We start from the raw sequence: 23,545 nt of genomic DNA, 5'->3' as shown, positions 1-23,545 counted from the left end.
GCTTACTCGTCGATGGCGGCGCCGAAGCGGGCGGCGCTGCCCGTGGCGCCCAGTGCTCCCGGGCCGTAGAGCCAGGAGCCGTCCGCCACGAGTCCCTTGGTGCTCGCGGGCAGTTGCCAGACCACGCCGTCCTGGTTGTCCTCGCCCGGTGCGGCGGCGATCAGTTCGCAGCGGCCGTCGGCGTTCGTGTCGGCGAGCCTTATCTGTGCGCCCCACTCGTCGCCGGCCTCGGCGGTGCCGGGAATGTCGGGGGTGTTCTGGTCGAAGGACTGCGCGCCCATCGCGGTCAGGCCGTCCGCCGAGCCGCGCAGCAGCCACACCGCGCCGGCGTCCGCGACGGTCCCTACATCCTCGCCTGGCGCGCCGACGGCCAGGTCCGCGTAGCCGTCACCGTCCACGTCGCCGACGGAGAGCTCCGTACCCCAGGCGTCACCGTGCTCGCCGGCGCCGGGCACTCCCGGGGAGTTCTGCGTCCACCACAGAGGCGTGCCGTCCTCGCTCTCCAGGCCCTTGGGGCCGTCCTCGCCCCCGTAGTAGACGCCGACCAGGCCGCCGGTCAGACCTTCCGCCTCGGCGTCGGGGCTGCTGATCTGGCCGGTGACGAGGTCGTCGTATCCGTCGTTGTTGATGTCGCCCGAGGCGGTGGAGATGCCGCCGCGCAGGTCGCGCAGGTGGGTCAGGCCATGCGCTCCGCCCGAGTAGACCGCCGACCATCCCTGCGCATAGTCGTCGTCGGGGCTGTAGCCGGAGACGACCAGGTCGGCGTAGCCGTTGGCGTCGTAGTCGCCCGTGGTGAGGTAGGCGGGCCGGACGGCGCGTCCCGCGGGGTGCTTGGTCGTGTCGAGGGTGCCGGTGTGCCGCAGGGCACCCCCGCTGTACGTGGAGAACTCCGCGCCTCGCTGGTCGAGTACGGCGACGACGTCGCCGAGGGTCTCCCCCGTCAGCCGCGCCGCGGTGACGGCCGAGCCGAACCGGGCGCCCGCGGCCGGGTCGGCGGACGCGAAGGAGACGCTGCGGGCTGCACCGAGTCCGCTTTTTGAGCCGTACAGGACGGTGACCCGGCCGGCGTCCTGCAGGGCACCCGCCTCCTCGCCGGGCGCCCCGATGACCGCGTCGTCGTACCCGTCGCCGTCGATGTCCCCGGTCGCGACGGCCGCGCCGAAGGCGTCGTACGTCTGTGAGGTGCCCGGAACCCCGGCGGTGGACTGGCTGAACACGGCGGTACGAGCCTTGGGAACACTGTTGTGGGTGCCGAGCCCGCCCGCCGCCCCGTACTGGACGGTGACGTAACCGGCGCCCTTCTTGCCGTCGACGGTGCCGTCGGGCGCGCCGATGAGGATGTCGTCGTAACCGTCGCCGTCGAAGTCGCAGTTGCGGTCGTTCGCGTGCGTACCGCCGGGAACGCCCGCGTAGGAGGCGGGCGCGGCGGCGATGCCGAGGCCCGCCAGCAGGAGGAAGGAGGCCGCGGCCATAGCGGCCGAGGCGCTCCTGCGGCGGGCTCGGGTGGTGCCGGTGATCGAAGGCGTGGCGTCGGTCGTACGCTGCCTGCTGGTCATGATCTGTCCCCCGTTGATGATGTGCCGTGTGAGATCGAAAGCCGGGCTTGTCGGTGAAAGCGGTGATAAGCGCTGCTTGCTTACACCGACGCCCAGTTCGACACGAGACGCATCAAGGGAGTTGTGGTGCCCCGAGGGGCCGTGACACAGCAGTGACAGATGTTGCGGGACGCGGACGTCAGGTCACCTCGTCGACGACGGGCCGCCCTCCGGTTCGCTCTCGTCAGTGTCCTTCTCCGGCGTACGCAGGTAACTCTGCAGCTCCAGCGGTCCGTTGGACTTGTCGGCGCGACCGTCGGAGTTCTGGCCGTTCAGGTTCTGCCGGACCGAGTCCAGGATCGTCAGGCCCTGGGCGACCAGGCCGGCCGCGATCTCACCGAGGCCGTCCGCGCCGTTCAGGACGTTGACGTTGGCTCCGGCGAGGCCACCCGCGGCTTCCTTCACGATCAGCGGGAGCTGGTCGATCAGCATCCGGTCGAGTGCGACCCGGTCGTGCGAGGCCGCGGCCTCCGCCTGGATCTTCATGCGTTCCGCCTCGGCGATGGCGAGCACCTTGATCCGCTCGGCCTCGGCCTCGGCGGGCTTCACGACCTCGGCCACCAGCTGCTGCTGGCGCAACTTGGCGGCGCGCTGGGCCAGTTCGGTCTGCGCGGCGAGCACCTCCTGCTGGGCGTGGGCCTGCGCCAGCGGTCCGGCCTGGGCGGCCTCCGCCTGCGCGCGGTCCACCTGGGCCGAGTACTCCGCCTTCACCACGGCGGTCTGGCGGGCGTACTCGGCCTGGTTGCGCGCGGCCACCTGTTGCGCCTCGACCGAGGCCTGGGTGGCCTGGGCCTGCGCGATCTGGGCCTGCCGCTGGATGGCCGCCTTGTGCGGTGCGGACATGGCGTCGATGTAGCCGACGTCGCCGTCGTCGATCGACTGGATCTGCAGCGAGTCCACGATCAGGCCGATCTTCGCCATCTCGGTCTTCGAGGTGTCCAGGACTTCCGCGGCGAGCTTCTGCCGCTCGGTGACGATCTCCTCGACCGTCATCGAGCCGATGATGGCGCGCAGGTGGCCGGCGAAGATCCGGCCGGTCAGGACCGACATCTGATCCTGGTCGGAGAGGAACCGCTGTCCCGCGTTGATAATGCTCTCAGTGTCGTTGCCGACCTTGAACGCGATGACGGCGCGGACGTGCAGCGCGATGCCCTGCTTGGTCACACAGGTCTCGGTGACTTCGGACTCGCACATCGACAGGGTGAGGAAACGGGTCTTGCGGAAGACCGGGAGCACGAACTTGCCATGCCCCGTCACCACGCGGAACGGCGCGCCCCCCAGTCCCCGCCTGCCTCCCGAGATCAGCATCGCCTCATCGGGAGCGGGAACGCGGTAACCGAACATCTTTCTCCTCCTCAGCCTGCGCCGGCGGGATCGCCGTCCAGCGCCTCCAGCGGATCGGCCCACTTGATGACGTCGACCTCACGACATCCGCGGGACTCGATCACAAGCACGGTGGCCCCCATCGGCAGGGGCTCCGCAGACCAGGCGAGGAAGGTCTCGGATCCGCCTCTGACGCGCACCAGGATCTCGCCGGGACCGGCAGATCCACGCGTTCCGATGAGCAGCTCCCCCGTGCAACCGATCACGGCTTCGTCTTCCACCACAGCCGGCCGCCCCTCATCACTCTGGTTCTGCTTCCGACCTTAGACCTACCCGTCTCGGGCGCCTACTTTCAGGTCGGCCCTCGAGGCACGCCAGGAGCGCGTTCAGCCCCTGGTGAACCGGTATGTCTTGCTGTCGGTCAGGACGCAGAAGCCCGGCGATACGACGATCACGCGCAGGGTGCCGGTGCGGCGGTCGTAGTCGATGCCCTCCGCCTCGAACGTGCCGGAGCAGGAGCTGCGCAGCGGGAGCTGACGCAGGGCCGTGACATGCCCCGAGACGTCCGCCGACCCGTTCGGCTCGGCGGACAGATCGATCTGCAGCAGCGGCTTGGTGATGCCGAAGAGCGTGCCCGCCGGGTCGTCGGAGGAGCACAGCAGCCGGGTCGCGGTGACGAAGTCGCAGCCCTGTACGTCGCGTACGGCGTGATCCAGGTTGATGGTGGACGCCTGCGGGAGGTTCGCCGAGGGGGACGTGCTCGGGTTCACGCCGGGGGTCGGGAACACCAGCAGCCGGCTCATCGTGCCGTATTCGCCGGCCACCATCCAGCTACCGCTCGGCGAGATGGTGACGAAGGAGTTGTTCAGCGCCTCTCCCGCGCTCAGCGCGTGGACGTACTCCGACCAGGCGCCGCCCGGCGCCTGCACCCGGAACATCTTCGAGCTGCCGGAGTCGCTCTGGTACGGCTCGACGTAGTAGCCGTTGTACGAGGCGTCCGGGTCGCCGACGTGGTTCCAGCCGCGGCTGCTCACGCCGGCGGGGATCGTACCGATGCCCGTATAGCGGTTGGCGCTGCCGGCCGGTACCTCGACCGAGGTGAGGCCCTGGCTCTCGGTCAGCGGGTCGGCGCGGTCGGAGCCCACCTCGTTCCAGGTGTCGGCGGCTTCGGCGGGCACGGTGGTGGCGACGGACAGGACAGCGGCGGTGGCGAGCGTGACGAGGCCGGCCAGGACCGCGTGACAACGTTGCCGTGCGGGCATGCGCATGACTGCTCCTCAGCGGGGGGTGGGTGTTCGGCGCACAGTCTGACCCGACATGATGGTCATGTACAGACCAATGAATGGACGTCGTACGTCACCTCGCCGTCCACGAAGTGACGAGCGGAGCACGCTGTGCCGCCTCCACCAGGACCGGGCCGCCGCCCCGGCACAGCCGCTCCACCACGTCGGTCACGGTCCGCGCCACGGCGACGACGTCGTTGCCCTCGCGCGGTGCTTCCGCGCCGAGTTCCGTCCGGGCAACGGACGCCGCACCGATCGCTGGGCACGGGCTGCCCAGCAGCGCGCGGACGCCCCGGAGGCGACGCGCGCTCGGCGTGAGGCCGAGCGGCACCTCGGCATAGTGCTGGGCACGCAGAGGCACGAAAGCGTCACAGCACGGAGCCGCACCCTCGCGCGTCCCGTCGTCGCCATCGCCGGACCCGGAGTCGAGTCGTCGACGTTCTCGCCGCCACCCGCCACCCGCCGCCCCGCGGGAGATCTGACGCGCCGTCCGTTTCTCCCGCAAGGACACCGCTCCTCGGCGCGGCCGACGCGGCGCGGAGAGCGAGGCGTCCGGTCCGAGGGTCGGGCACGCCTCGGTGCGGCTCAGCAGCCATGCACACCGCGGAGCGGGAGGCACCGGCGCGACAGCAACGATCACCGCCGGTGACCGGCGCGCCAGGCCGCTCACGATGACGCTGGCCGGCATGGCGACAGGGACGCCGGGACCGACGTCGTGCTGCGGGTGGGAGGCGTCAGCTTGCTCACCACAGGGCTCCGCAAGCCGTACGACTGGGAGCACGACTTCACCGACCTGGCGCTCGATCGGCGCGGAGGTCGACGGAGTTGTTGCAGAGGTCGACGGGGACCTGGGTGATGTTGCCGGGCAGGTCTTCGGGGCTGTCACGGCGACACTGACCGGGTCGGGTCCGGGGCCGGCGGCAACGGCGGCGGTCCCGGCGGTGCGAGTTCCTCCACCATCACCCCCGCGAGCGTGGGCCGGCATCGCTGTACATCCGAACGGGGTCGCCCGCCCCGAGCGGCGCCCTGGGCCGGGTCCGGGCGGGGTGCGCCGCGCGGGGTGTGCGGAATGCCCGTAGCGTGAGAACAGATCAGGCGGAACAGGGAGAGACCAATGTCAACCAGCCAACCCGATTCGCCCGCGTCGTCCAACGACCGGACGACCCCCGACGCGCTGCTGCACACCGGCTCCGGCGGCCCGGTCACCGCCGAGGACCTGGTGCTCGCCACGGGCCGCGACATCACTCCGCGAAACCTCGCCTGGGCCGAGCGCAAGCTCAAGGAAGAAGGGCCCGCGGCCCTCGACAAGCTGCTGCCCTAGCTTGACCGGCTCCGGTGCGGCGGAGCCGGTCAAGGACCTGTGGAGGGAGCGGTGCCTCAGCCGCCCTGCGGCATCAGGAGCTGGGGCACTCCTTCCAGGCCAGGTGGTAGACGGTGCTGATGTCACCGTCGGTCGAGTCCATGGTCATGAAGCTGGTGCTGCCGGGCGCGGACGTCCCCGCGCTGACACGGAGTTCGGTGTTGATGTTGAAGTTCCGCTGAACACCGCAGGGTGCCCAGACCAGTTGCGCCCAGTCCGTACTGTCCGTGGCCTGCCAGTTGTCGTTGTACGGGCCGCGGAAGGGGTGCGTGATGGCGGCCGTGTTCGGGGAGCCCTGGAAGTAGTACGAGGCCTTCTCGGTGCTGCTCGCGCCCTGCTGCAGTGCGGCGAAGCCGCGGTAGTCCGCGCTGGCGATGGCGTACGTGAAGCCCTGCGGGACGTGGACGATCAGGTTGAGCTGGCAGTTCTTGCGGAATGCGGTGGGGTCGGAGTTGCCTCCGACCTGGGCGAGGTAGTTGCTGTAGGTCACCGTGAAGGCAGTGTTGTCCGGGGAGACCGCTACGGCGGCGGTCCCCTGCGGACAGCCGGAGCCGTTCACCGTGGCCACCTTGATGACGATCTTGTCCGGGGGCGGGTCGACGATCCCGGAGGACGGGTCCTGCGTCGGGAGCGCTGAGGCGAACAGGGCGGCGATCGCGCCACCCAGAAGCAGCCCACCAGCCATGGTGCTCCAATCCGTTGCGTTGGTGTTCCGGCGGCGGCGCCTGGCGTGGGCCGCCGTGAAAAGGGGGGTGCGGTTCCCCGCGCGGGCGGGGAGCCGTCGCAGACCAGTGCGTTGGATCAAGCGTGGCTCATTTGAGCATGCTCATGACAAATAGGCATGCGCATCTCATCCCCGCTTGTGAAGGAGCCGTGAAGGACGGGGGTGACGGCATCGTACGTAGCCGTGTCCGGGGCGGCCAGGGTCATCTCCAGCCATTTGCAGCCTCGTCCGCGCCGACGGTTGCGGGCGGGCGAGCGGCTCACCGGCCGTAGCGACCGGTCAGGGTGCCGACTCCCGTGGCGTGTCCGGCGAGCGCGCGTTTCAGGTCATCGACGGAGGCGCCCTGGGAGAGGGAGAGTTCCCTGTCGGCGGCGAACACCGAGAAGACGTAGCGATGCGGCTTGCCCTTGGGCGGGCAGGGTCCGCCATAGCCGCGCTTCCCGAAGCCGTTGCGGCCCTGTGCGGCCCCCTTCGGCACCTCACCGACACCGAGCGCCGTCTCGTGCGGGTCGACGCCCCACATGAGCCAGTGCACGAAAGCGCCCCGCGGAGCGTCCAGGTCTTCGACCAGGACGGCCAGCTCAGCGGCGTCCGCCGGCACACCGGAGACCTCCAGTGGCGGCGAGACGTCCTCGCCGTCGCAGGTGTAGCGGCGCGGAATCGTCCCACCGTCCACGAAGGCCGGACTCGACACCGTGATCCGCTTCGACGCGTGCGGCGTCGGTGCGCCGGCCGCGGAAGAACCACGGCCGCCACCCCCACAGCCCGCGGCGAGGCCTATCAGCAGGGCTGCCGCCACGAGGGCTCCCGCCTTACGGCAGCTGGTACGGCGCATGTCAGCCACGTTAGCGCCGCGGCGACGAAGGGACAGCGCGACGGCGTACGAGCGCGATCGTCCTGCCAGGCCGAAACCGTGCACTGCACGTGAAGCATCGACCCTACGCACGATGCCCGAAGCGTGGCGCATGGCAGGCTGGCGTGGCCAAAAGCCGTGCGTCTGGGCCGAGTTGAGGGGGCGGAACGGGACAGACGCCCCGCCGGTTCGTCTAGATTGATGTTCGTCCGTCGAACAACACCGCGCAGGAGGCGCTCTCGTGTCAGTCCCGGATCCCCAGCTCGTCGCCGCCACCGAGATACGCGCCCGGATCGACACCAGCAAGCCCCACTCCGCGCGCTTTTGGAACTACTTCGTCGGCGGCAAGGACAACTACGAGGTCGACCGCGAGATCGGCGACCAGATCAAGCAGATCTTCCCCGGCCTGGTGGATGTGGCGCGCACCAGCCGTTACTTCCTGGGCCGCGCGGTGCGGTATCTGGCGGTGGACCAGGGCATCCGCCAGTTCCTGGACATCGGCACAGGCCTGCCGACCGCCGACAACACCCATGAGGTGGCGCAGCGGCTGGCACCGGACGCGCGGATCGTGTACGTCGACAACGACCCCATGGTGCTCGCTCACGCCCGCGCCCTGCTGACCAGTACGCCCGAGGGCGAGACCGCGTATCTCGACACGGACCTGTACGACCCGGACGCCATCCTCAAGGCCGCCGCGGGCACACTCGACTTCTCCCGGCCGGTCGCCCTGATGATCCTCAACACCCTTGGCCACGTGGCCGACTACGACCAGGCGCGGGCGCTGGTGTCCCGGCTCATGGACGGGCTGCCGCCGGGCAGTCACCTCGTCATCTGTGACGGCACCGCAACCAGCAAGGGCATGATCGCCGCCTCGGAGGCGTACAACTCCAGCGGAGCCGTGCCGTATCACGTGCGCGGGGTCGAGGAGATCGGCGGCTTCTTCGAGGGGCTCGAGCTGGCGGAGCCCGGCATCGTCCAGGTCACGCGGTGGCGTCCGGACCCCGGTGACTCATCGGGTGCCAACGTCGACGCCTACGGCGCAGTGGGCCGCAAGCCATAGCGGTCCGGCCGTCCGGAGACGGGCCGACAACGGCATGGACCCACGAATCGCCCGCCCCCTCCTCGCGTCCCACGTGCCCCTGCGACACTGAGCCGCATGGATCCACGACACCTGAGACTCGGTCGCCGTCGCATATGGATGAGCAGCGCGGTCTGTTTCCTGGTGCTCGGGCCGATCAGCTGGTTCCTGGGTGGCTGGCTCCCTTTCGTGCTGCTGGCCGTTGCCCTCGTCGCGGCCACGTCGGTGTCGCACTGGAGAGCCCCTTCGTGGCTCTCGCCGGCGATCGCGAAGGGGCAGCGGGAGAGCCGCCGGGACGTGGCGACCTTCTGCGTGGTGATCGCCGTCAGCGGCTATGCCCAGCCCCTGGCAGTGCCTTCCGACTCCCCCCGGGACATGGCGGCCCTGCGCCTCGAGGCGTACCGGGCCGCGGCGGACGACGACCTGTCCGAGGAGCTGCGCCACCTGGCGGCCGACGCGCTGGCCGCCGCCGATGCCGCGTATGCCGAGGACACTCCGGCGGGCTGGCGGGCGGCCCGCGCGAGTGCGGAACGGCTCGCGCACGCCGCCCAGGAGGGCAACCCGTACGTACGGCAGCTGCTCATCCAGTGGGTCGAGGGAAATCCGGCCGGGGAACGCTAGGACCTGTCCAGCCGATCACGGCGGAGACGCGGAGTGTGGCACGCACTCCCCCCACGCGCTCGGCTTCGCTCGCGCGGGGGCTCCATCACCCCCCTCACCGGCACCATCCAGCGCGCCGCGGCTTTCCTCCACCGTGAGCGGCCGGACAGGTCCTGGAAAAACTGGCGCGCGACGCCCTCACCGCCACGGGTCGCGGTTCAGGACTCCGCTTCCCTCCGAAGGAAATTGCTCACCTGGCAGGCGAGGCTGTCCCTCGCCGTGTCGGGGCGTGCGCCCGCGTCGGCGGCGGCTTCGTCGAGGTCGATGCCGCCCGCCCAGAGGTAGCGCTCGGTCCACTCGTCGTCGACCTTCAGCTGGACCTGGATGTCCACGCGGTGCAGGACGGTGTCCTGGCCCGCGGCGTAGAGGACCGCTGTGGCGCGGCGCAGCGGGTAGACGTCGAAGCCCTCGATGAACTGAGAGTTCCGCCAGTCGAGGAAGGCGCTCTCACCGTCGGCGCCGATGCGGATATCGATCTGGCCGTCTTCGAGATGGAGCCCGAAATGCTCGGTGGTGCGGTTTTCAACGGTCACCCGAAATCTGAAGTAGGTGAGTTCGTCAGCAGCATCGTCGCGTCCTCGCGGCGGCTCCGCCTTTTCCACACCGTGGACGCGGACACGCAGGCCGGCATGCTCCTCGTACTCCTGCCAGTCCCCGACCACGTTCGGCTCGCGCACAGTCCACCTCTCCACTTCAGAGAGCTGTTTCCTATCTGTGCTCTCAACGAAGTGTCAAATGAGCGGAACATGCCGTGGCCAGCGATTTCCCTTTTCTTGATCGGCGATCAAGCCGTGCCCAGCCAGAATCATTACCTGACGGCCGCGACGGCATTTCCGGGCGTGCTGCACATCACGTTCCGGGCCCCCTCATCCGCCCTCACGCAGCGCCCGAAGTTGTTCCTCGATCGGGCCCAGGCCTACGTCGCGGCGTCGTTCGTCCAGGGTCTGCGGCTGGCGGATGGCGTACGGGCGGAAGGTCACGGGATTGACGCGGGTGCCGTAGAACTGCGGCCTGCCCTGTTCGACGGCGCAGTGGTCGGCGATATACGCGTGGTGCAGGGCCGGGCAGCGCCCGTCCGCCGCGGCCTGGGCGATCAGGTCGCTGCAATCGAGCTGAAAGTCGAGGTCCGGGGCGTGCAGAAGAATCATCAGGGCGGCCGTCGAGGCGCGCGCGCCGACCTGGTCGGCGGTCGGCCAGCCGTGCCGGTGGACGATCAACCTGAGGGCTTCGGCATTGGCCTCACGGCATTCGACGATGACGCGTCGGCACTGCACCGTGGCGTTCACGTGTGCCTGTCGCATCAGGCATCGCTCTTCGTCCGCCCTGCGTATGAGCTCCTCGGCGAGGGCTGACGCGAGTTCCGGAACCATGGGCCGGGCGCCCGCGTCCAGGGGCGGCGCCGCGCCGTCGACCGCCAGGTGCGCTGGGAATCCCTTCACGGCATCCCCTCGAGCACCAGCGTGAACCACACCTGCTTGCCCGTCGTGCCGGGATCGGGCGGTGCGATGCCCCAGTCGTCGGTGAGTGCGGCGACGATGGCCAGTCCGCGTCCCGACTCCTCGGCGTCGTCCGCCGTACGCCGCCTCGGCAGGGCGCAGGAGCGGTCGGCGACCGTCACACGCAGCTCGCGCTCGGCGCACTCGACGGAGACGGTGATCGTTCCGCCGGGGTGGGGGCTGCCGTGCCGGAGGGCGTTGGCGAACAGCTCGTCCGTCGCGAGGACCGCGTTGTCGAGACGCTCGGGCGACAGCCCCAGGTGCGTGAGGTGCTCGGCGACCATGGCGCGCACGCCCGACGCCCGCGAGGGGTGGGCGGGGACGGTGGTCCGCAGGAGGTGGGCTCGGCTCATGGAGATCACCGGGATCACGGGTGCCGCCGGGGTCACCGGAGATGCGAGGGCCACAGCACCCGTCGCCCCCTCAGTGGGCCGGGCCCGTCCCTCGGGCTTACGGTCGTCCGCCGGGCGCACCTCTGGCGCCCGGGTGGGAACACCCCGCGCCGGCGCGGGGGAATCGACCGCCAGTGAGGGCGACGGCCCGCGGCGATGTGCCCTGGATGCCGTCATCGGTCCTCCTTCGGATGCAGCACGGGTGGGGGCAGGTCTCGGTGGCTGCCCGTGCAGCCAACACGCCGGACCGGTGGGACGACCAGGGGGTATGCGGGTTGTCCGGTTGCGGGGACGTAGTGGTGTGGCATGTATGTTCGATCGCGTGAGCAACGTGAGCGGGGGCCGGGCGGCGGAGCGTCCAGGCGGTGGCACGGGGTGGCCCGGCGTGCGCGGCAAGCGCGTACTGGTCACCGGTGGTACGCGGGGGCTCGGCGAGCAGATCGTGCGGCTGCTGGCCGCCGAGGGCGCGCGGGTGGCGACCTGTGCGCGCACCGCGCGGGACCTGGAGGCGCTGGCCGCGTCGATGCACTCGGCGGTGTTCACCCAGCCACTCGACATCACCGAGCCCGAGGAACTGGAGGGGTTTGTCGCGGACACGGCGAAACGTTTCGGCGGCTTGGACGGGGTGGTGGCCTGCGCGGGCGGTTCTCGCGGGGGCCGCTTCGAACAGGCGGACACCGAGGACTGGGCGGCGACCTGGGAGGTGAACGTCGGCCACGCGGTTCGGCTGGTGCGGGCCGCGGTCCCGCATCTGCGGGCGGCGGGCGGCGGCTCTGCCGTGGTCATCTCGTCGATCTCCGGTTGGAAGCCGGGTCCGTACGCCCAGTACGGGGTCGCCAAGTCCGCGCAGATCCAGCTGGCCGCGTCGCTCGCCCGCGAGCTCGGGCCGGACGGGATCCGGGTGAACGCCGTCTCCCCCGGCTCGATGCTCATCCCCGGCAGGCGCTGGGACCGGATGCGCAGGGAGGATCCCGAGGCGTTCGCCGGATTCGTGGCGGCGGAGCTTCCGGGCGGTGAGCCGGTCGCGCCACAGGAAGTCGCCCGGGTCGTGGCGTTTTTGCTGTCCGACTGGTCGAGCGGGGTCTCCGGCGCCCATCTGCCGGTGGACCGCGCCCAGAACGCGCCCTCCCCCGACGGGTACTGAGACAGCGGCGGCCCCGTACTGGTCATGCCACCGCCCCCAGTACGGCGCGGGACCTGCGCTCGAACTCCATCACCACGGGCTCGTGGCGGCGCGGCTCCAACCGCCTGCGGAAGTCACGCAGGGCCTGGATCGACCGTTCGCTGTGCACGGTACTGAGGGTCTCCAGCGCCTGGGTCGCGGTGCCCACGGCCTCGTCGAGGCGGTCCTGCTGGAGATGGGCGGTCGCCAGTACCGAGCGGCTGATGGCCTGACGCCTGCGCCGGTCGGCGTCGGCGCTGAGCGACTCGCTCGCCGTGCGCTCCGCCTGCGCGGCAAGCCCCAGGTCACGGAAGCACAGGGCGGACTCGGCCTGCAGATACTGATGGTCGAGATAGCGCACCCACACCGACTCCTGCGCGGCTCCCTTGCTCACGTCCAGTTGCCGCTCGGCCAGCCGCAGCGCCTCGGAGGCCTCGCCCGAGCGGCCCTGCGCGGCGTGTCCGCGCGCCGACATGGCGTACAGGCGCATCAGGCCCAGCGGGCTGCCCGCCCCCTTGGCGGTGACGATCCCGGCGCGGGCCAGGGCGACCCCCTCGTCGGGGCGGCCGAGGTTGGTGGCGAGATGGGAGAGCCCGGCCAGGATCTGGCCGCCCAGCACCCGGTCGCGTCCTTCGGCGCACAGGCGCAGCCCCTGCGTCATGTACCGCTGCGCCAGGCCGTACTCCCCCGCGTCGTACGAGCTCCAGCCGGCCATCGCGGCGAGGCGCGCGGCGGCGGCGTACAACGGGCGGCGCAGCCGCGAGGGCGTACCACGGCGCTGGAGCATGGGAACTACTTCGGTGGAGAGGTAGTGCACGATGCTGGTGCGCACTCCGCCGCCGCCGTAGTGGTTGTCCATCTGGTCGAACATGGCGATCATCGCGTGCACCTGCTCGACCGGTCCGCCGCTCTCGGCCAGGGCCGGTTGCACGATGTCCTGCTGTTCCAACAGCCAGAGCAGCCACTCGCGTTGAGGGGTCGTCAGAGCGGCCGCGACGAAGGGAACCGAGCCGAGGAGGCTTCGGCGGGAGATGTCGGTGGACCCCAGCTCCGCCAGGGTGTGAAGGGTTTCTGCCACGTCTTCCCCATAGACGAGCGCCCTGCTCACGACCGGGCGCTGCTGATCGGAGAGGAAGCCCAGGTCCGCGGGTGACACGGCGCGGCCGAGCCGCTCGGACAGGACTGCGGCGATCAACTCCGGTGTGGTTCCCCGGGGTTGCTGGCCCTGCAGCCAGCGGGTGACCGACGCCTTGTCGTAGTGGGAGTCCGCGCCTTGGCGGCGGCCCAGCTCATTGACCCGCAGGGCGAGTGAGGCATAGGAACAGCCGGCTTCCTTGACGGCGGCCGCCAGCACCCTGTTGCCCCCGGTAGGGGCCTTGCCGGCGTTCCTCGCTTGTCCGTCGGTCACGGTGGCCATCCCCGTCTCGCCTCACGTTCGCGTGCGGCTGCGCCCGTACGCACCTGCCGAGAGGTCAATTCCGGTACGTCCGAGCACAGTTGAGCGTGATCGCCGCTGAGTGTGCGACACATCACTCGATCACTATGGTGGCGGACACACTCAGCGTGCAACCTGCGTTCTGATAATTTCAGAACGATTCGCATCGCTCTGTCACTGTCATCGACCTCGTGGCACACTGCACGCTGTGACGGCCGTTCCCCGGAGGTAGGACGTGAGCGAGAACCGCCCTGGCGGCAGCGCACCGACCGTCCTGCGGATGGTTCTCGGAAAGCGGCTGAGGCAGCTGCGGGAGCGGGCGGGCGTCTCGTTCGAGGACGCGGCACGCGCCATCGAGGTCACTCCGCTGACGGTCCGCCGGATCGAGAAGGCCGAGGTGGGGCTGCGTATCCCGTATGTGCGGGAGTTGCTGCACACCTACGGGGTTCCGGCGGCGGAGATCGACGACTTCCTCACCCTGGCCAGGGAGGCCAACCAGCCCGGCTGGTGGTACAAGTACCGCGACGTACTGCCCGAGTGGTTCAGCGCCTACGTGAGCCTGGAGAGCGAAGCCAGCGTCATCCGCCTCTACGAACCCCACTACGTTCCGGGCCTGTTGCAGACGCACGACTACGCCACCGCGCTCATGCGCGTCGGCTTCCCCAACGAGTCGAAGGAGGAGATCGCCCGCCGCGTCGCCCTGCGGATCAAGCGCCAGGACCTGCTCGCCAAACCGGACGCGCCCGCCGTGTGGGCCATTCTGGACGAGACGGTGCTGCGCCGGCCGGTGGGCGGGGCCGAGGTGATGCGGGCCCAGATCGACCGGTTGCTCGAGGTCCTGGACATGCCGAAGGTCCGGATCCAGATCATGCGCTTCGACGTGGGCGCCCACCCGGGCGCCTTCGGCCCGTTCCACCACTTCCGCTTCGGCTTCTCCGAACTCCCCGACGTGGTCTACACGGAGAGCCTCGTCGGCGCGGTCTACGTCGACCGTCCCGACGACGTCGTCGGCTATCTCGAAGTACTGGACCGGATGTCCGTGCAGGCGGAGCCGGTCGCTCGGACCAGGGCCATCCTGGGTGAACTGCGTAAGGAGTTGTGATCCATGGGATCCGTCCACAGCGGCATGCCCGCCGTCGATCTGGGAACCGAGGGCTGGCACAAGCCCTGGAGCGGCACGAACGGCGGGAGCTGTGTCGAGGTCAAGCGACTGCCCGACGGCAGCGTCGCCTTCCGTCAGTCCAGGGACCCCGAGGGTCCCGCGCTGATCTACACCCGCGACGAGATGATCGCGTTCCTTCAGGGCGCCAAGTCCGGGCAGGCCGACTTCCTGGTCGCCTGAGCGACCTCACCGCAGCGCCCTCAAGTCCGCGCCACTACGACCGCACAACCGGACAACCCGCACGCACACTCCCGCCGTGCGGGTTGTCCCCTTCAGACTGGAGAAGTCGGTCGTCGTGGGAGGGAGTGCGTGCGGGGATGATCCTCCATCAGGCCCTCACCCAGTGCCGGACGCTGGTCGTCGAGGGCCCTGACGGCATCGGCAGAAGCGGCCTGCTCGCCGATCTGGCCCACCACGGATTCCTGATCCGCAGCTCGCGCGACCACCTTCACCATGTGGACCCCACCCAGCCCTACCGCGAACTGCTCGCCGCCCCGGGGAGGTTGGTCGTCGACGGCAGTCTCGTCCACGAGTTGGTCTACGGGCCGTTGCGCCGCGGGCGCTCCCGGGTGACGTGGATCCAGGCGCTCGACTTCGCGGAGGCAGTGGCCGAACGCGACGGCGCCCTCCTCCATGTGACGGGCGAGTCGGACGACACCGAGGCGGTCGGCGCCTACGAGCGGGCGCTGCGCACCCTGGCCCAGCATGTCCCCGTCGTCACCCTCGACACGGGAGAACCGGGCCACCCCATCCGCGGACCCGCCCCCCGACTCAGCCAACTCGGCCTTCAAGCACAGACGTTGACGATAAGTTAGAGACGACCGCGTGACGCAGGGCAGGAGACATCCCATGACAGACGGCCGGCCCACCCCCGACCAAGAGGCGTTGTCCAAGATCGACACCACGGTGCCGCATTCGGCTCGCATCTGGAACTACTGGATGGGCGGGAAGGACAACTACGAGGTCGACCGGGCCGCGGGCGACGCCTACCGCGAAGTCGCCCCGAACATCGAGACCATGGCCCGCGCCTCCCGCGACTACCTGATCCGCACGGTCACGTTCGTGACGGGCGAACTCGGCATCCGCCAGTTCCTCGACATCGGCACCGGCCTGCCCTCGTACGACAACACCCACCAGGTGGCCCAGCGCGTGGCACCCGAGTCGCGCATCGTCTACGTCGACAATGACCCCCTGGTACTGCGCCACGCCCAGGCCCTGCTCACCAGCACTCCCGAAGGTGTCACGAACTACATCGACGCGGATCTCCACGAGCCCGAGAAGATCATCGAAGCGGCGTCCGGCATCCTGGACTTCGAGCAGCCCGTCGCCCTGATGCTCATGGGCATCCTCGGCCACATCCAGGACTACGAGGAGGCCAAGTCGATCGTCCGCCGCCTCCAGGCAGCCCTGCCCTCCCACAGCTATTTCGTGCACTACGACAGCACGGACACGGACGCCGCACTCAAGGAGGCCCAGCAGGGCTACGACGACACGGGCGCCATCCCGTACGTGCTGCGCAGCCCCGCCCAGATCAGCGCGTACTACGAGGGCCTCGAACTGGTCGAGCCCGGCATCGTGTCCTGCCCGCTGTGGCGCCCTGAGCCCGGCACCTCGCCCGAGCCCACGGACGTCCACGGGGGCGTGGCCCGCAAGCCGTGATCAGACCAGCGCCGCGGGCTCGATGTTCTGGTTGAGGCGGAACAGGTTGCCTGGGTCACGCTCGGCCTTGATCCGGGCCAGCCGAGCGTAGTTGTCGCGGTAGCTGGCCCGTACGCGCTCCTGGCCCTCGTCCATCATCATGTTGACGTAGGCTCCGCCCGCCGAATAGGGGTGCAGTGCGTCGGAGTAGTCGACGCTCCACCGTTTGATGACGTCGGCGTTGGCCGGGTCGGGGTCCACGCCGGCGAAGACGGAGGCCCAGCGGGCGTCGCGGTAGCTCCACGCGGTGTCCGTCGGGGCGAGGTCGTGGACGGCGCCGTCGATCGGATACATGTGCATCGTCGACTTCCACGTGGGCATCTCGGCACCGAACTTGGCGTGCAGGTCGACCGCCTCGCCGGGGATCTCGTTGACGAAGTCCGCGCGCCAGTACCACTGGTCGCCGGGCGGGTACACCCCGTCGAACGCGGACTGGATGGCGGGGTGCGGCATCGGCGCGGCGCCGTGCAGCAGCGGCGCGGGCAGGGCGTCGAGCAGAGGTGCCATCTCCCTGGCCGCCGCCTCCGGGTCGTCCCCGACGCGGCACCATACGACGCCGCAGACCTTCCGCAGATGGATCTCCTCCGGGAACGGCGGGCCCGGCGGGACGGAGCCGAACAGGAAGAAGGCGTTCAGTTCGCGGGGCGCGTGCGGGAGGAAGTCGCGGTAGGCGGTGAGGACTTCGGCGCCGAGTTCGACGGGCCAGAAGGTGGGTCCCGCGACGACCGTGCTCACCTCGTGCAGCCGGTAGCGGAAGGAGGTGACGACGCCGAAATTGCCGCCGCCCCCGCGGATCGCCCAGTACAGGTCGGTGTTCTCGTCGGCGCTCGCCCGTACGCGCTCACCGCTCGCCAGAACGAGGTCGGCCTCCAGCAGATTGTCGATGGTCAGCCCGCACTTGCGGGTGAGGTGCCCGAGACCGCCGCCGAGCGTGAGGCCTCCGACGCCCGTCGTGGAGATGATGCCGCTCGGTGTGGCCAGGCCGTGCGGGTGGGTGGCGCGGTCGACCTCGCCCCAGACGCAGCCGCCGCCGACGCGCACCGTTCGGGCCTTCGGGTCGACCTCGATGTCCTTGAGCGGGGAGAGGTCGAGGACCACCCCGTCGTCGCAGGTCCCCAGGCCCGCGCCGTGATGGCCACCGCAGCGCACCGCGAGCGGTAGGGCGTGGTCGCGGGCGAAGCCGACGACCTGGGCGACGTCCTCGGGGCCCGTGCAGCGCGCCACCAGGGCGGGCCGCCGGTCGATCATCGCGTTGAACACAGTACGGGCCTCGTCGTAACCGGAGTCCTCCGGCCCGATCAACTGCCCCTTGAAACCTGGCAGTTCCTGGCGTGCCGCCTGTGCCGGTGTGATGGACATGTGCAGCCCCCGTATCTGGGGACCGCTCCAGGCACCGGCGCTGCGGGCCCTTCGCCGGCCCCCGCCGATGGGTCCGATGTGCCCGTTCCAGCCCGGTTCACGACCAGCCTACCTCCGTGTCCGCCACCCAGCTCGGCGGCTCCGATGCCTCCCTTTCACCGCCCGGGCGGCAGCACCCCAGTTCCGTGGCGCGGGTGGCGGCCTGCCGCCTGCCGCGCACGCCGAGCTTGTCCAGGACGGCGAAGACGTGGTGGTCGACCGTGCGGACCGACAGCACCAGCTGTTGGGCGATCTCGGGATGGTCAGCCCCTGCGCCAGCAGCCCGGATGACCTCCAGCCGGCGCCCAGGGAGACCCGCGGGATTCTCCCGGAACGCCCTGATCACCGGCGACGTCCGCACGTCCCTGTCCTGCTCAGCGACGAGGCCTGGTTCAACACCGGGGCGGCGCTCGCTGTCGACGGCGGCTTCACCGCGCAGCAGGAGCGGGCCGGTGAGGGCGGGAAAGGAGCAGGAGGCCGCGTGCCTCTACGCGGACGTCGGTGCCGGCCTTGCGTTCCGACTCGTCGGGAAGTCCCTGCGGATCCGCGGTGTCGATCCGTGCCGTCCACCGTTCGCCGTAGGTGGCATCCGGCAGCCGGAAGACCACCGGCTTCCAGTAGCTGTTGAGAAGGAGCAGGAAGGAGTCGTCGGTCACCGGGTCGCCGTACGGGTCGGGCTCGGCGATGGCGTCGCCGTTGAGGAAGACGGCGACGGCGTGGGCGTCGGGGCGCCCCCAGTCCTCGTCCGTCATCTCGCGGGCGTCGGGCCGCAGCCACATCAGGTCTGGCAGCGGCTGGTGTTCGTGCGTGACGGTGTCGCCGAGGAAGAAGCGGCGGCGGCGCAGTACGGGGTGGGCGGCGCGCAGCGCGATGGCGCGCCGGGTGAACTCCATGAGTTCGCGCTGCTCGTCGCTCAGCCTCCAGTCGAGCCAGGAGATCTCGTTGTCCTGGCAGTAGGCGTTGTTGTTGCCCCGCTGGGTGCGGCCCACCTCGTCGCCGTGGGCGAGCATCGGGATGCCCTGGGACAGCAGCAGGGTGGCGAGGAAGTTGCGCTGCTGCCGGGCCCGCAGCTCCAGCACTCCTTCATCGTCAGTGGGACCTTCGGCGCCGCAGTTCCAGGACCGGTTGGCGCTCTCGCCGTCGCGGTTGTCCTCGCCGTTGGCCTCATTGTGCTTGTCGTTGTACGAGACCAGGTCGCGCAGGGTGAACCCGTCGTGCGCGGTGACGAAGTTGATGCTCGCGCGCGGTCGGCGCCGGTCGTGCTGGTAGAGGTCGGAAGAGCCGGTCAGCCGGGAGGCGAACTCGCCGAGTGTGTGGTCGCCGGAGCGCCAGAAGTCTCGTACGGCGTCACGGTACTTGCCGTTCCACTCGGACCACTGGGGCGGGAAGTTGCCGACCTGGTAGCCGCCGTCGCCGATGTCCCAGGGCTCGGCGATGAGTTTGACGCGGCCGACCACCGGATCCTGCTGGATCAGGTCGAAGAACGCCGACAGCCGGTCCACCTCGTGGAACTGCCTCGCAAGGGTGGCCGCGAGGTCGAAGCGGAAACCGTCGACGTGCATCTCGGTGACCCAGTACCGCAGCGAGTCCATGATCAGCTGCAGCACGTGGGGATGCCGCATCAGCAGGCTGTTCCCGGTGCCGGTGGTGTCGTAGTAGTGCGTCCGGTCGCCTTCCACCAGGCGGTAGTACGAGGCGTTGTCGATGCCCCGGAAGCAGAGCGTGGGGCCGTTCTCGTTGCCCTCGGCGGTGTGGTTGTAGACGACGTCGAGGATCACTTCGAGGCCTGCCTCGTGCAGCGCCTTGACCATCGACTTGAACTCGGTGACCTGCTCCCCTCGCGTGCCGTGTGCCGCGTAGGCGTTGTGCGGCGCGAAGAAGCCGATCGTGTTGTAGCCCCAATAGTTGGACAGGCCGCGATCGCGCAGGAAGCCGTCCTGGACGAACTGGTGCACCGGCATCAGCTCGACGGCCGTCACTCCCAGCGAGGTCAGATGCTCGACGACCGCCGGGTGGGCCAGGCCCGCGTAGGTGCCGCGCAGCGCGGTCGGGACCTCCGGGTGCCCGCGGGTCAGGCCGCGTACATGGGCCTCGTAGATCACCGTTTCGGCGTACGGACGCATCGGCGGGCGGTCGTCGCCCCAGTCGAAGGCCGGGTCGGTCACCACACCGAGCGGGGTGTGCCCGGCGCTGTCGGCCGGGGAGGGCCCGTCGGGGGCACGCTCGAAGAGCGAGGCGTCGTTGTCGGTCTGTCCGTCGACCGCTCGGGCATAGGGGTCGAGCAGCAGTTTCGCCGGATTGCACCGGTGGCCGGCTACCGGGTCCCAGGGGCCGTGCACCCGGTAGCCGTAGCGCTGTCCGGGTCCGACCCAGGGGAGGTAGCAGTGCCACACGAAGCCGTCGACCTCGGTGAGCGTGACCGTACGAGAGGCGCCGGACGCGTCGATCAGGACGAGATCGACGCGTTCGGCGACTTCGGTGAACAGGGCGAAGTTGGTTCCCTCGCCGTCGAATGTCGCGCCCAGTGGATAGGGGCGACCGTTCCAGGTGCGCACGTGATCACCGTACGGTGATCACGGCATCGATGTCCTGACGGGATCACCCCGCGGCGGCTACTGCTTCGATGTCGTCGCGGAAGGCGGCGAGCGCCGGCTCCGGCAGCGGTTCCTGGCGAGGCGCCTGGCGCGCCTCCCGCAGGCTGGGCGCCGGTGCGGTCGGGACCAGCGGGGCGCGTTCGGCTGCGCGGGCCCGCCACGAGAACCAGATGATCTTGCCGCCCGCGTCCGTCGCGCAGCAGCCCCAGCCGTCGCTCATGGCGGCGATCTGGGCCAGACAGCCTTGAGGTGCGTTGTGCGGGCGGATGTCCTGGCTGTTGTCGGAGACCGCGGTGATGAGGTGCTGGCCGTTCCACCACATCTCGATGGTCGTGTTCTTGTCCGCGGCGTGTTCCGCGATCGTGCGGAGCAGCGCTTCGGCGCACTGGCAGACGGACTCGACGAGAATCTCCAGATTCCAGTACCGGAGGTGCGCGGCCAGAATGCGCCTGACCTGTTCGACCCGTTCCGGGCTGACCTCCACGTCGAGGTGGTAATAGCAGGGCACTGCAGCTTTCATCGTCGTTGGCTCCTCACCGGCGAAGCTCTCGCTTCTCCTCGCCCCAACGGGCCGAGCCCCGAACACGAAGCGTGAGCAATGATCGCTTCTGAGTCAGTCCCAGAGTGAGAGCACTACTCCGTTCGTGCAACCCGAGAGTGTTGTTGAAGAGCCAACAAGACGCTCGGTGATGGTACGGGCACCATGGGTGAGAGCGTCGATCCTTGTAACCGATCGATGTCTCTGCGCGCACGTCCCTCACTCGCCTGCCAGGCGAGCCGTGCGCGATCGAGAGAGTGGGAAGGTGACCAGCGTGATGCTGCTGCCTGCCAAAGCCGAGGTCGCCAGGCATCTGGAGCGATACCGGGCCTGGGAGCGCCTGCTGCTCGCGGCCCCCGCCGACCATGTGGTGCGGGGCAACTTCGAGAACACGGGCTACACCTTGTGCGTGCTGATGGGGAAGCGCTGCGCACGGGAGGCCGCGGACGCCGCCGAGCACTATCTGCGGGACGTTCCGGCAACGATCTGAATCGCGGGTGGGGCGCAGGGACGAAACGACAGGCAGGGTCAAGGACGGCGGAGGCGAAACCCATGGACGTGAACCCGGACACCGGCCGCATCCCCCTCATGGATGTCCACCCGGTCGTCGAATGCGGCAGACGCCCCGCGAAGGCGGTCTGTGGCGAGACCTTCCAGGTCACCGCCACGCTCTTCGGTGAGGGCCATGACGCGGTCGCGGCCAATGTCGTCCTGCGGGATCCGAAAGGCCGTGCGGGCCCGTGGACTCCGATGCGCGAGCTGGATCCGGGCAGCGACCGCTGGGGCGCGCACGTCACGCCGGGAGAAGTGGGCCACTGGACCTACCTGGTGGAGGCGTGGAGCGACCCGGTGACCGGGTGGCGCCGCTCCGCCGAGATCAAGGTCCCGGCCGGTATCGACCTCGGGCTGGTCCTCGAGGAGGGCGCCGCACTGTACGAGCGTGCCGCCGCCGGAGTACCGGACGCGGTGGGCCGGGACGCCGTGCTGACCGCCGCGGACGCCCTGCGCGACGAGTCCCGGCCGCCGGCCGCCCGTCTCGCCGCCGCCCTGAGCCCGGAGGCGGCCGCCGCTCTCGCGAGGCACCCCCTGCGTGAACGGCTCACCCGCTCCCGGCCGTTGCCGCTGCTGGTGGAGCGGGAGCGCGCGCTGTACGGCTCCTGGTATGAGTTCTTCCCGCGCTCGGAGGGCACGCCCGAGCGTCCGCACGGCACCTTCCGCACGGCCGCCGAACGGCTGCCCGCGATCGCCGAGATGGGCTTCGACGTCGTCTATCTCCCGCCGATCCACCCCATCGGCACCACCTTCCGCAAGGGGCCCAACAACAGCCTCTCGGCCAGCCGTCGGGATGTCGGCGTGCCCTGGGCGATCGGCTCCCCGGAGGGCGGCCACGACGCCGTCCACCCCGAGCTGGGCACGATCGACGACTTCGACGCGTTCGTACGCCGTGCCGCGCGCGAAGGCCTGGAGGTCGCCCTCGACTTCGCGCTCCAGTGCTCCCCCGACCACCCGTGGGTGGAGAAGCACCCCGAGTGGTTCCAGCACCGGCTGGACGGCACGATCGCGTACGCCGAGAATCCGCCGAAGAAGTACCAGGACATCTACCCGATCGCCTTCGACGAGGACATGCCGGGGCTGATCGCCGAGACGCTGCGGGTGCTGCGTTTCTGGATGGACCACGGCGTACGGATCTTCCGCGTGGACAATCCGCACACCAAGCCGGTGGTGTTCTGGGAGCGGGTCATCGCGGAGGTCAACCGGACCGACCCCGACGTGATTTTCCTGGCCGAGGCGTTCACCCGGCCCTCGATCATGCACAGGCTCGCGGCGATCGGCTTCCAGCAGTCGTACACCTATTTCACCTGGCGCAACACCAAGGAGGAGCTGACGGAGTACCTCACCGAGCTGTCGGGTGAGGCGGCCGCCTCCATGCGGCCCAACTTCTTCGTCAACACCCCCGACATCCTGCCCGGCTATCTCCAGCACGGCGGGCGGCCCGCCTTCGAAGTGCGGGCCGTGCTCGCTGCCACGCTCTCGCCGGCGTGGGGGATGTACGCCGGATACGAGCTGTGCGAGAACACCCCCCTCAAGCCGGGCAGCGAGGAGTACCTCGACTCCGAGAAGTACCAGCTGCGGCCGCGGGACTGGGCGTCGGCCGAGCGCGAGGGCCGGACGATCGCACCGCTGATCACCCGGCTGAACGGGATCAGGCGGCGCCACAAGGCCCTGCACGAGCTGCGGAACCTCCACTTCCACGAAGCCGACAACGAGGCCGTCATCGCATACGGCAAGCGTACGGGCGCCGACAAGGTCGTAGTGGTGGCCAACCTGGATCCCCACCACACCCAGGAGGCCACGGTCTCGTTGGACATGCCGCGCCTCGGCCTGGGCTGGCACGAAACGGTGTCGGTGCGCGACGAGCTCACCGGCGAGACCTACCGCTGGGGCAGGGCCAATTATGTGCGCCTCGGTCCGGGCGGTGCGCATGTGCTCACCATCCGCCCGGCACCGCGGATCGGAGGGTCGCCCGCATGATGGTCAATGAGCCCGTCCCGGATACTTTCGAGGACACCCCGGCCAAGGACCGCGACCCGGAGTGGTTCAAACGCGCCGTCTTCTACGAGGTCCTGGTGCGCTCCTTCCAGGACAGCGACGGCGACGGCGTCGGTGACCTCAAGGGCCTGACGGCACGGCTGGACTATCTGCAGTGGCTCGGCGTCGACTGCCTGTGGCTGCCCCCGTTCTTCAAGTCCCCCCTCCGCGACGGCGGCTACGACGTCTCCGACTACACCGCCGT

Annotated in this window: 25 protein-coding genes and 1 pseudogene; 11 read left to right on the top strand and 15 right to left on the bottom strand. The window is 69.9% G+C overall.

Translation table 11 applies throughout. The features are described from left to right. Positions 1-2: 2 nt before the first annotated feature. The 5 genes from AB0D27_RS17545 to AB0D27_RS17525 all read right to left on the bottom strand — a co-directional run bounded on the left by AB0D27_RS17545 (position 3) and on the right by AB0D27_RS17525 (position 4,562). On the bottom strand, positions 3-1,472 hold the full coding sequence (locus tag AB0D27_RS17545; protein WP_362509070.1) for an FG-GAP repeat protein: 1,470 nt from the start codon (positions 1,470-1,472) through the stop codon (positions 3-5). A 267-nt stretch (positions 1,473-1,739) separates the two neighbouring features. Then, positions 1,740-2,939, bottom strand: coding sequence for an SPFH domain-containing protein (locus AB0D27_RS17540; RefSeq protein WP_362508839.1), 1,200 nt, complete (start codon positions 2,937-2,939; stop codon positions 1,740-1,742). An 11-nt stretch (positions 2,940-2,950) separates the two neighbouring features. Then, on the bottom strand, positions 2,951-3,202 hold the full coding sequence (locus AB0D27_RS17535; RefSeq protein ID WP_362508836.1) for a hypothetical protein: 252 nt from the start codon (positions 3,200-3,202) through the stop codon (positions 2,951-2,953). Positions 3,203-3,304: 102 nt separating this feature from the next. Beyond that, entirely contained in the window at positions 3,305-4,186 is an 882-nt protein-coding gene (locus tag AB0D27_RS17530; RefSeq protein ID WP_362508833.1) for a hypothetical protein, read from the bottom strand. A gap of 88 nt (positions 4,187-4,274) precedes the next feature. Next, entirely contained in the window at positions 4,275-4,562 is a 288-nt protein-coding gene (locus AB0D27_RS17525) for a hypothetical protein (protein ID WP_362508830.1), read from the bottom strand. A gap of 753 nt (positions 4,563-5,315) precedes the next feature. Between AB0D27_RS17525 and AB0D27_RS17520 the strand changes: the two genes are divergently transcribed. Beyond that, entirely contained in the window at positions 5,316-5,522 is a 207-nt protein-coding gene (locus AB0D27_RS17520; RefSeq protein ID WP_362508827.1) for a hypothetical protein, read from the top strand. Positions 5,523-5,595: 73 nt separating this feature from the next. Here AB0D27_RS17520 and AB0D27_RS17515 read toward each other — a convergent pair whose 3' ends face one another. Together AB0D27_RS17515 and AB0D27_RS17510 are read right to left on the bottom strand one after the other, a co-directional pair. Beyond that, positions 5,596-6,246, bottom strand: a complete 651-nt coding sequence (locus AB0D27_RS17515; protein ID WP_362508824.1) for a DUF4360 domain-containing protein — start codon at positions 6,244-6,246, stop codon at positions 5,596-5,598. A gap of 298 nt (positions 6,247-6,544) precedes the next feature. Beyond that, the gene (locus AB0D27_RS17510; RefSeq protein WP_362508822.1) at positions 6,545-7,120 is read right to left on the bottom strand and encodes a YbhB/YbcL family Raf kinase inhibitor-like protein; all 576 of its coding nucleotides are present in this window, start codon (positions 7,118-7,120) and stop codon (positions 6,545-6,547) included. 259 nt (positions 7,121-7,379) lie between these two features. Between AB0D27_RS17510 and AB0D27_RS17505 the strand changes: the two genes are divergently transcribed. Together AB0D27_RS17505 and AB0D27_RS17500 are read left to right on the top strand one after the other, a co-directional pair. Continuing rightward, a complete protein-coding gene (locus AB0D27_RS17505; protein WP_362508819.1) occupies positions 7,380-8,198 on the top strand; it encodes an SAM-dependent methyltransferase in 819 nt (272 codons plus the stop codon). A gap of 96 nt (positions 8,199-8,294) precedes the next feature. Then, the gene (locus AB0D27_RS17500; RefSeq protein WP_362508816.1) at positions 8,295-8,837 is read left to right on the top strand and encodes a hypothetical protein; all 543 of its coding nucleotides are present in this window, start codon (positions 8,295-8,297) and stop codon (positions 8,835-8,837) included. A gap of 197 nt (positions 8,838-9,034) precedes the next feature. On the opposite strand, the gene AB0D27_RS17495 is transcribed toward AB0D27_RS17500, so the two are convergent. From AB0D27_RS17495 to AB0D27_RS17485, 3 genes are all read right to left on the bottom strand, one after another. Then, a complete protein-coding gene (locus tag AB0D27_RS17495; RefSeq protein WP_362508814.1) occupies positions 9,035-9,553 on the bottom strand; it encodes a hypothetical protein in 519 nt (172 codons plus the stop codon). A gap of 189 nt (positions 9,554-9,742) precedes the next feature. Next, complete coding sequence (locus AB0D27_RS17490) at positions 9,743-10,315, bottom strand: DUF6624 domain-containing protein (RefSeq protein WP_362508811.1); 573 nt, start codon at positions 10,313-10,315, stop codon at positions 9,743-9,745. After that, entirely contained in the window at positions 10,312-10,725 is a 414-nt protein-coding gene (locus tag AB0D27_RS17485) for an ATP-binding protein (protein WP_362508808.1), read from the bottom strand. Before AB0D27_RS17485 ends, AB0D27_RS17490 begins: the two co-directional genes overlap by 4 nt. Before the next feature lie 370 nt (positions 10,726-11,095). Between AB0D27_RS17485 and AB0D27_RS17480 the strand changes: the two genes are divergently transcribed. Further along, positions 11,096-11,908, top strand: a complete 813-nt coding sequence (locus AB0D27_RS17480; protein ID WP_362509068.1) for an SDR family oxidoreductase — start codon at positions 11,096-11,098, stop codon at positions 11,906-11,908. Between the two features lie 22 nt (positions 11,909-11,930). Here the strand turns inward: AB0D27_RS17480 and AB0D27_RS17475 are convergent, their stop codons facing one another. Further along, complete coding sequence (locus tag AB0D27_RS17475) at positions 11,931-13,343, bottom strand: hypothetical protein (protein ID WP_362508805.1); 1,413 nt, start codon at positions 13,341-13,343, stop codon at positions 11,931-11,933. Between the two features lie 253 nt (positions 13,344-13,596). Here AB0D27_RS17475 and AB0D27_RS17470 point away from each other — a divergent pair, with 253 nt between their 5' ends. The 4 genes from AB0D27_RS17470 to AB0D27_RS17455 all read left to right on the top strand — a co-directional run bounded on the left by AB0D27_RS17470 (position 13,597) and on the right by AB0D27_RS17455 (position 16,182). After that, complete coding sequence (locus AB0D27_RS17470; protein ID WP_362508802.1) at positions 13,597-14,463, top strand: helix-turn-helix transcriptional regulator; 867 nt, start codon at positions 13,597-13,599, stop codon at positions 14,461-14,463. Positions 14,464-14,466: 3 nt separating this feature from the next. Then, the gene (locus AB0D27_RS17465; protein WP_362508799.1) at positions 14,467-14,703 is read left to right on the top strand and encodes a DUF397 domain-containing protein; all 237 of its coding nucleotides are present in this window, start codon (positions 14,467-14,469) and stop codon (positions 14,701-14,703) included. Between the two features lie 137 nt (positions 14,704-14,840). After that, positions 14,841-15,338, top strand: a complete 498-nt coding sequence (locus AB0D27_RS17460; protein ID WP_362508796.1) for a hypothetical protein — start codon at positions 14,841-14,843, stop codon at positions 15,336-15,338. Between the two features lie 34 nt (positions 15,339-15,372). Further along, on the top strand, positions 15,373-16,182 hold the full coding sequence (locus tag AB0D27_RS17455) for an SAM-dependent methyltransferase (protein WP_362508793.1): 810 nt from the start codon (positions 15,373-15,375) through the stop codon (positions 16,180-16,182). Here the strand turns inward: AB0D27_RS17455 and AB0D27_RS17450 are convergent, their stop codons facing one another. From AB0D27_RS17450 to AB0D27_RS17435, 4 genes are all read right to left on the bottom strand, one after another. Continuing rightward, complete coding sequence (locus AB0D27_RS17450) at positions 16,183-17,580, bottom strand: FAD-binding oxidoreductase (protein WP_362508790.1); 1,398 nt, start codon at positions 17,578-17,580, stop codon at positions 16,183-16,185. A 97-nt stretch (positions 17,581-17,677) separates the two neighbouring features. After that, on the bottom strand, positions 17,678-17,980 hold the full coding sequence (locus tag AB0D27_RS17445; RefSeq protein WP_362508787.1) for a helix-turn-helix transcriptional regulator: 303 nt from the start codon (positions 17,978-17,980) through the stop codon (positions 17,678-17,680). A gap of 67 nt (positions 17,981-18,047) precedes the next feature. Next, positions 18,048-20,174 (bottom strand): glycogen debranching protein GlgX, encoded by a 2,127-nt coding sequence (gene glgX, locus AB0D27_RS17440; protein ID WP_362508784.1) that lies wholly within the window; start codon positions 20,172-20,174, stop codon positions 18,048-18,050. 43 nt (positions 20,175-20,217) lie between these two features. Then, positions 20,218-20,733: a pep a2 gene (locus AB0D27_RS17435; RefSeq protein WP_362508781.1), complete on the bottom strand. Its 516-nt coding sequence runs from the start codon at positions 20,731-20,733 to the stop codon at positions 20,218-20,220. Between the two features lie 295 nt (positions 20,734-21,028). Between AB0D27_RS17435 and AB0D27_RS17430 the strand changes: the two are divergent. The 3 genes and pseudogenes from AB0D27_RS17430 to AB0D27_RS17420 all read left to right on the top strand — a co-directional run. Continuing rightward, positions 21,029-21,220: pseudogene (locus tag AB0D27_RS17430) on the top strand (DUF5133 domain-containing protein); the annotation flags it as partial. Between the two features lie 83 nt (positions 21,221-21,303). After that, entirely contained in the window at positions 21,304-23,283 is a 1,980-nt protein-coding gene (locus AB0D27_RS17425) for an alpha-1,4-glucan--maltose-1-phosphate maltosyltransferase (protein WP_362508778.1), read from the top strand. Then, on the top strand, positions 23,280-23,545 hold a 266-nt coding region (locus AB0D27_RS17420; protein ID WP_362508775.1), incomplete at its 3' end, for an alpha-amylase family glycosyl hydrolase. The genes AB0D27_RS17425 and AB0D27_RS17420, both read left to right, overlap by 4 nt.

This window comes from Streptomyces sp. NPDC048415 (assembly GCF_040651675.1).
Taxonomy (GTDB): Bacteria; Actinomycetota; Actinomycetes; order Streptomycetales; family Streptomycetaceae; genus Streptomyces.
Note: the sequence above shows the minus strand (reverse complement) of the source record. Positions and strands in the feature narration are given on the sequence as shown.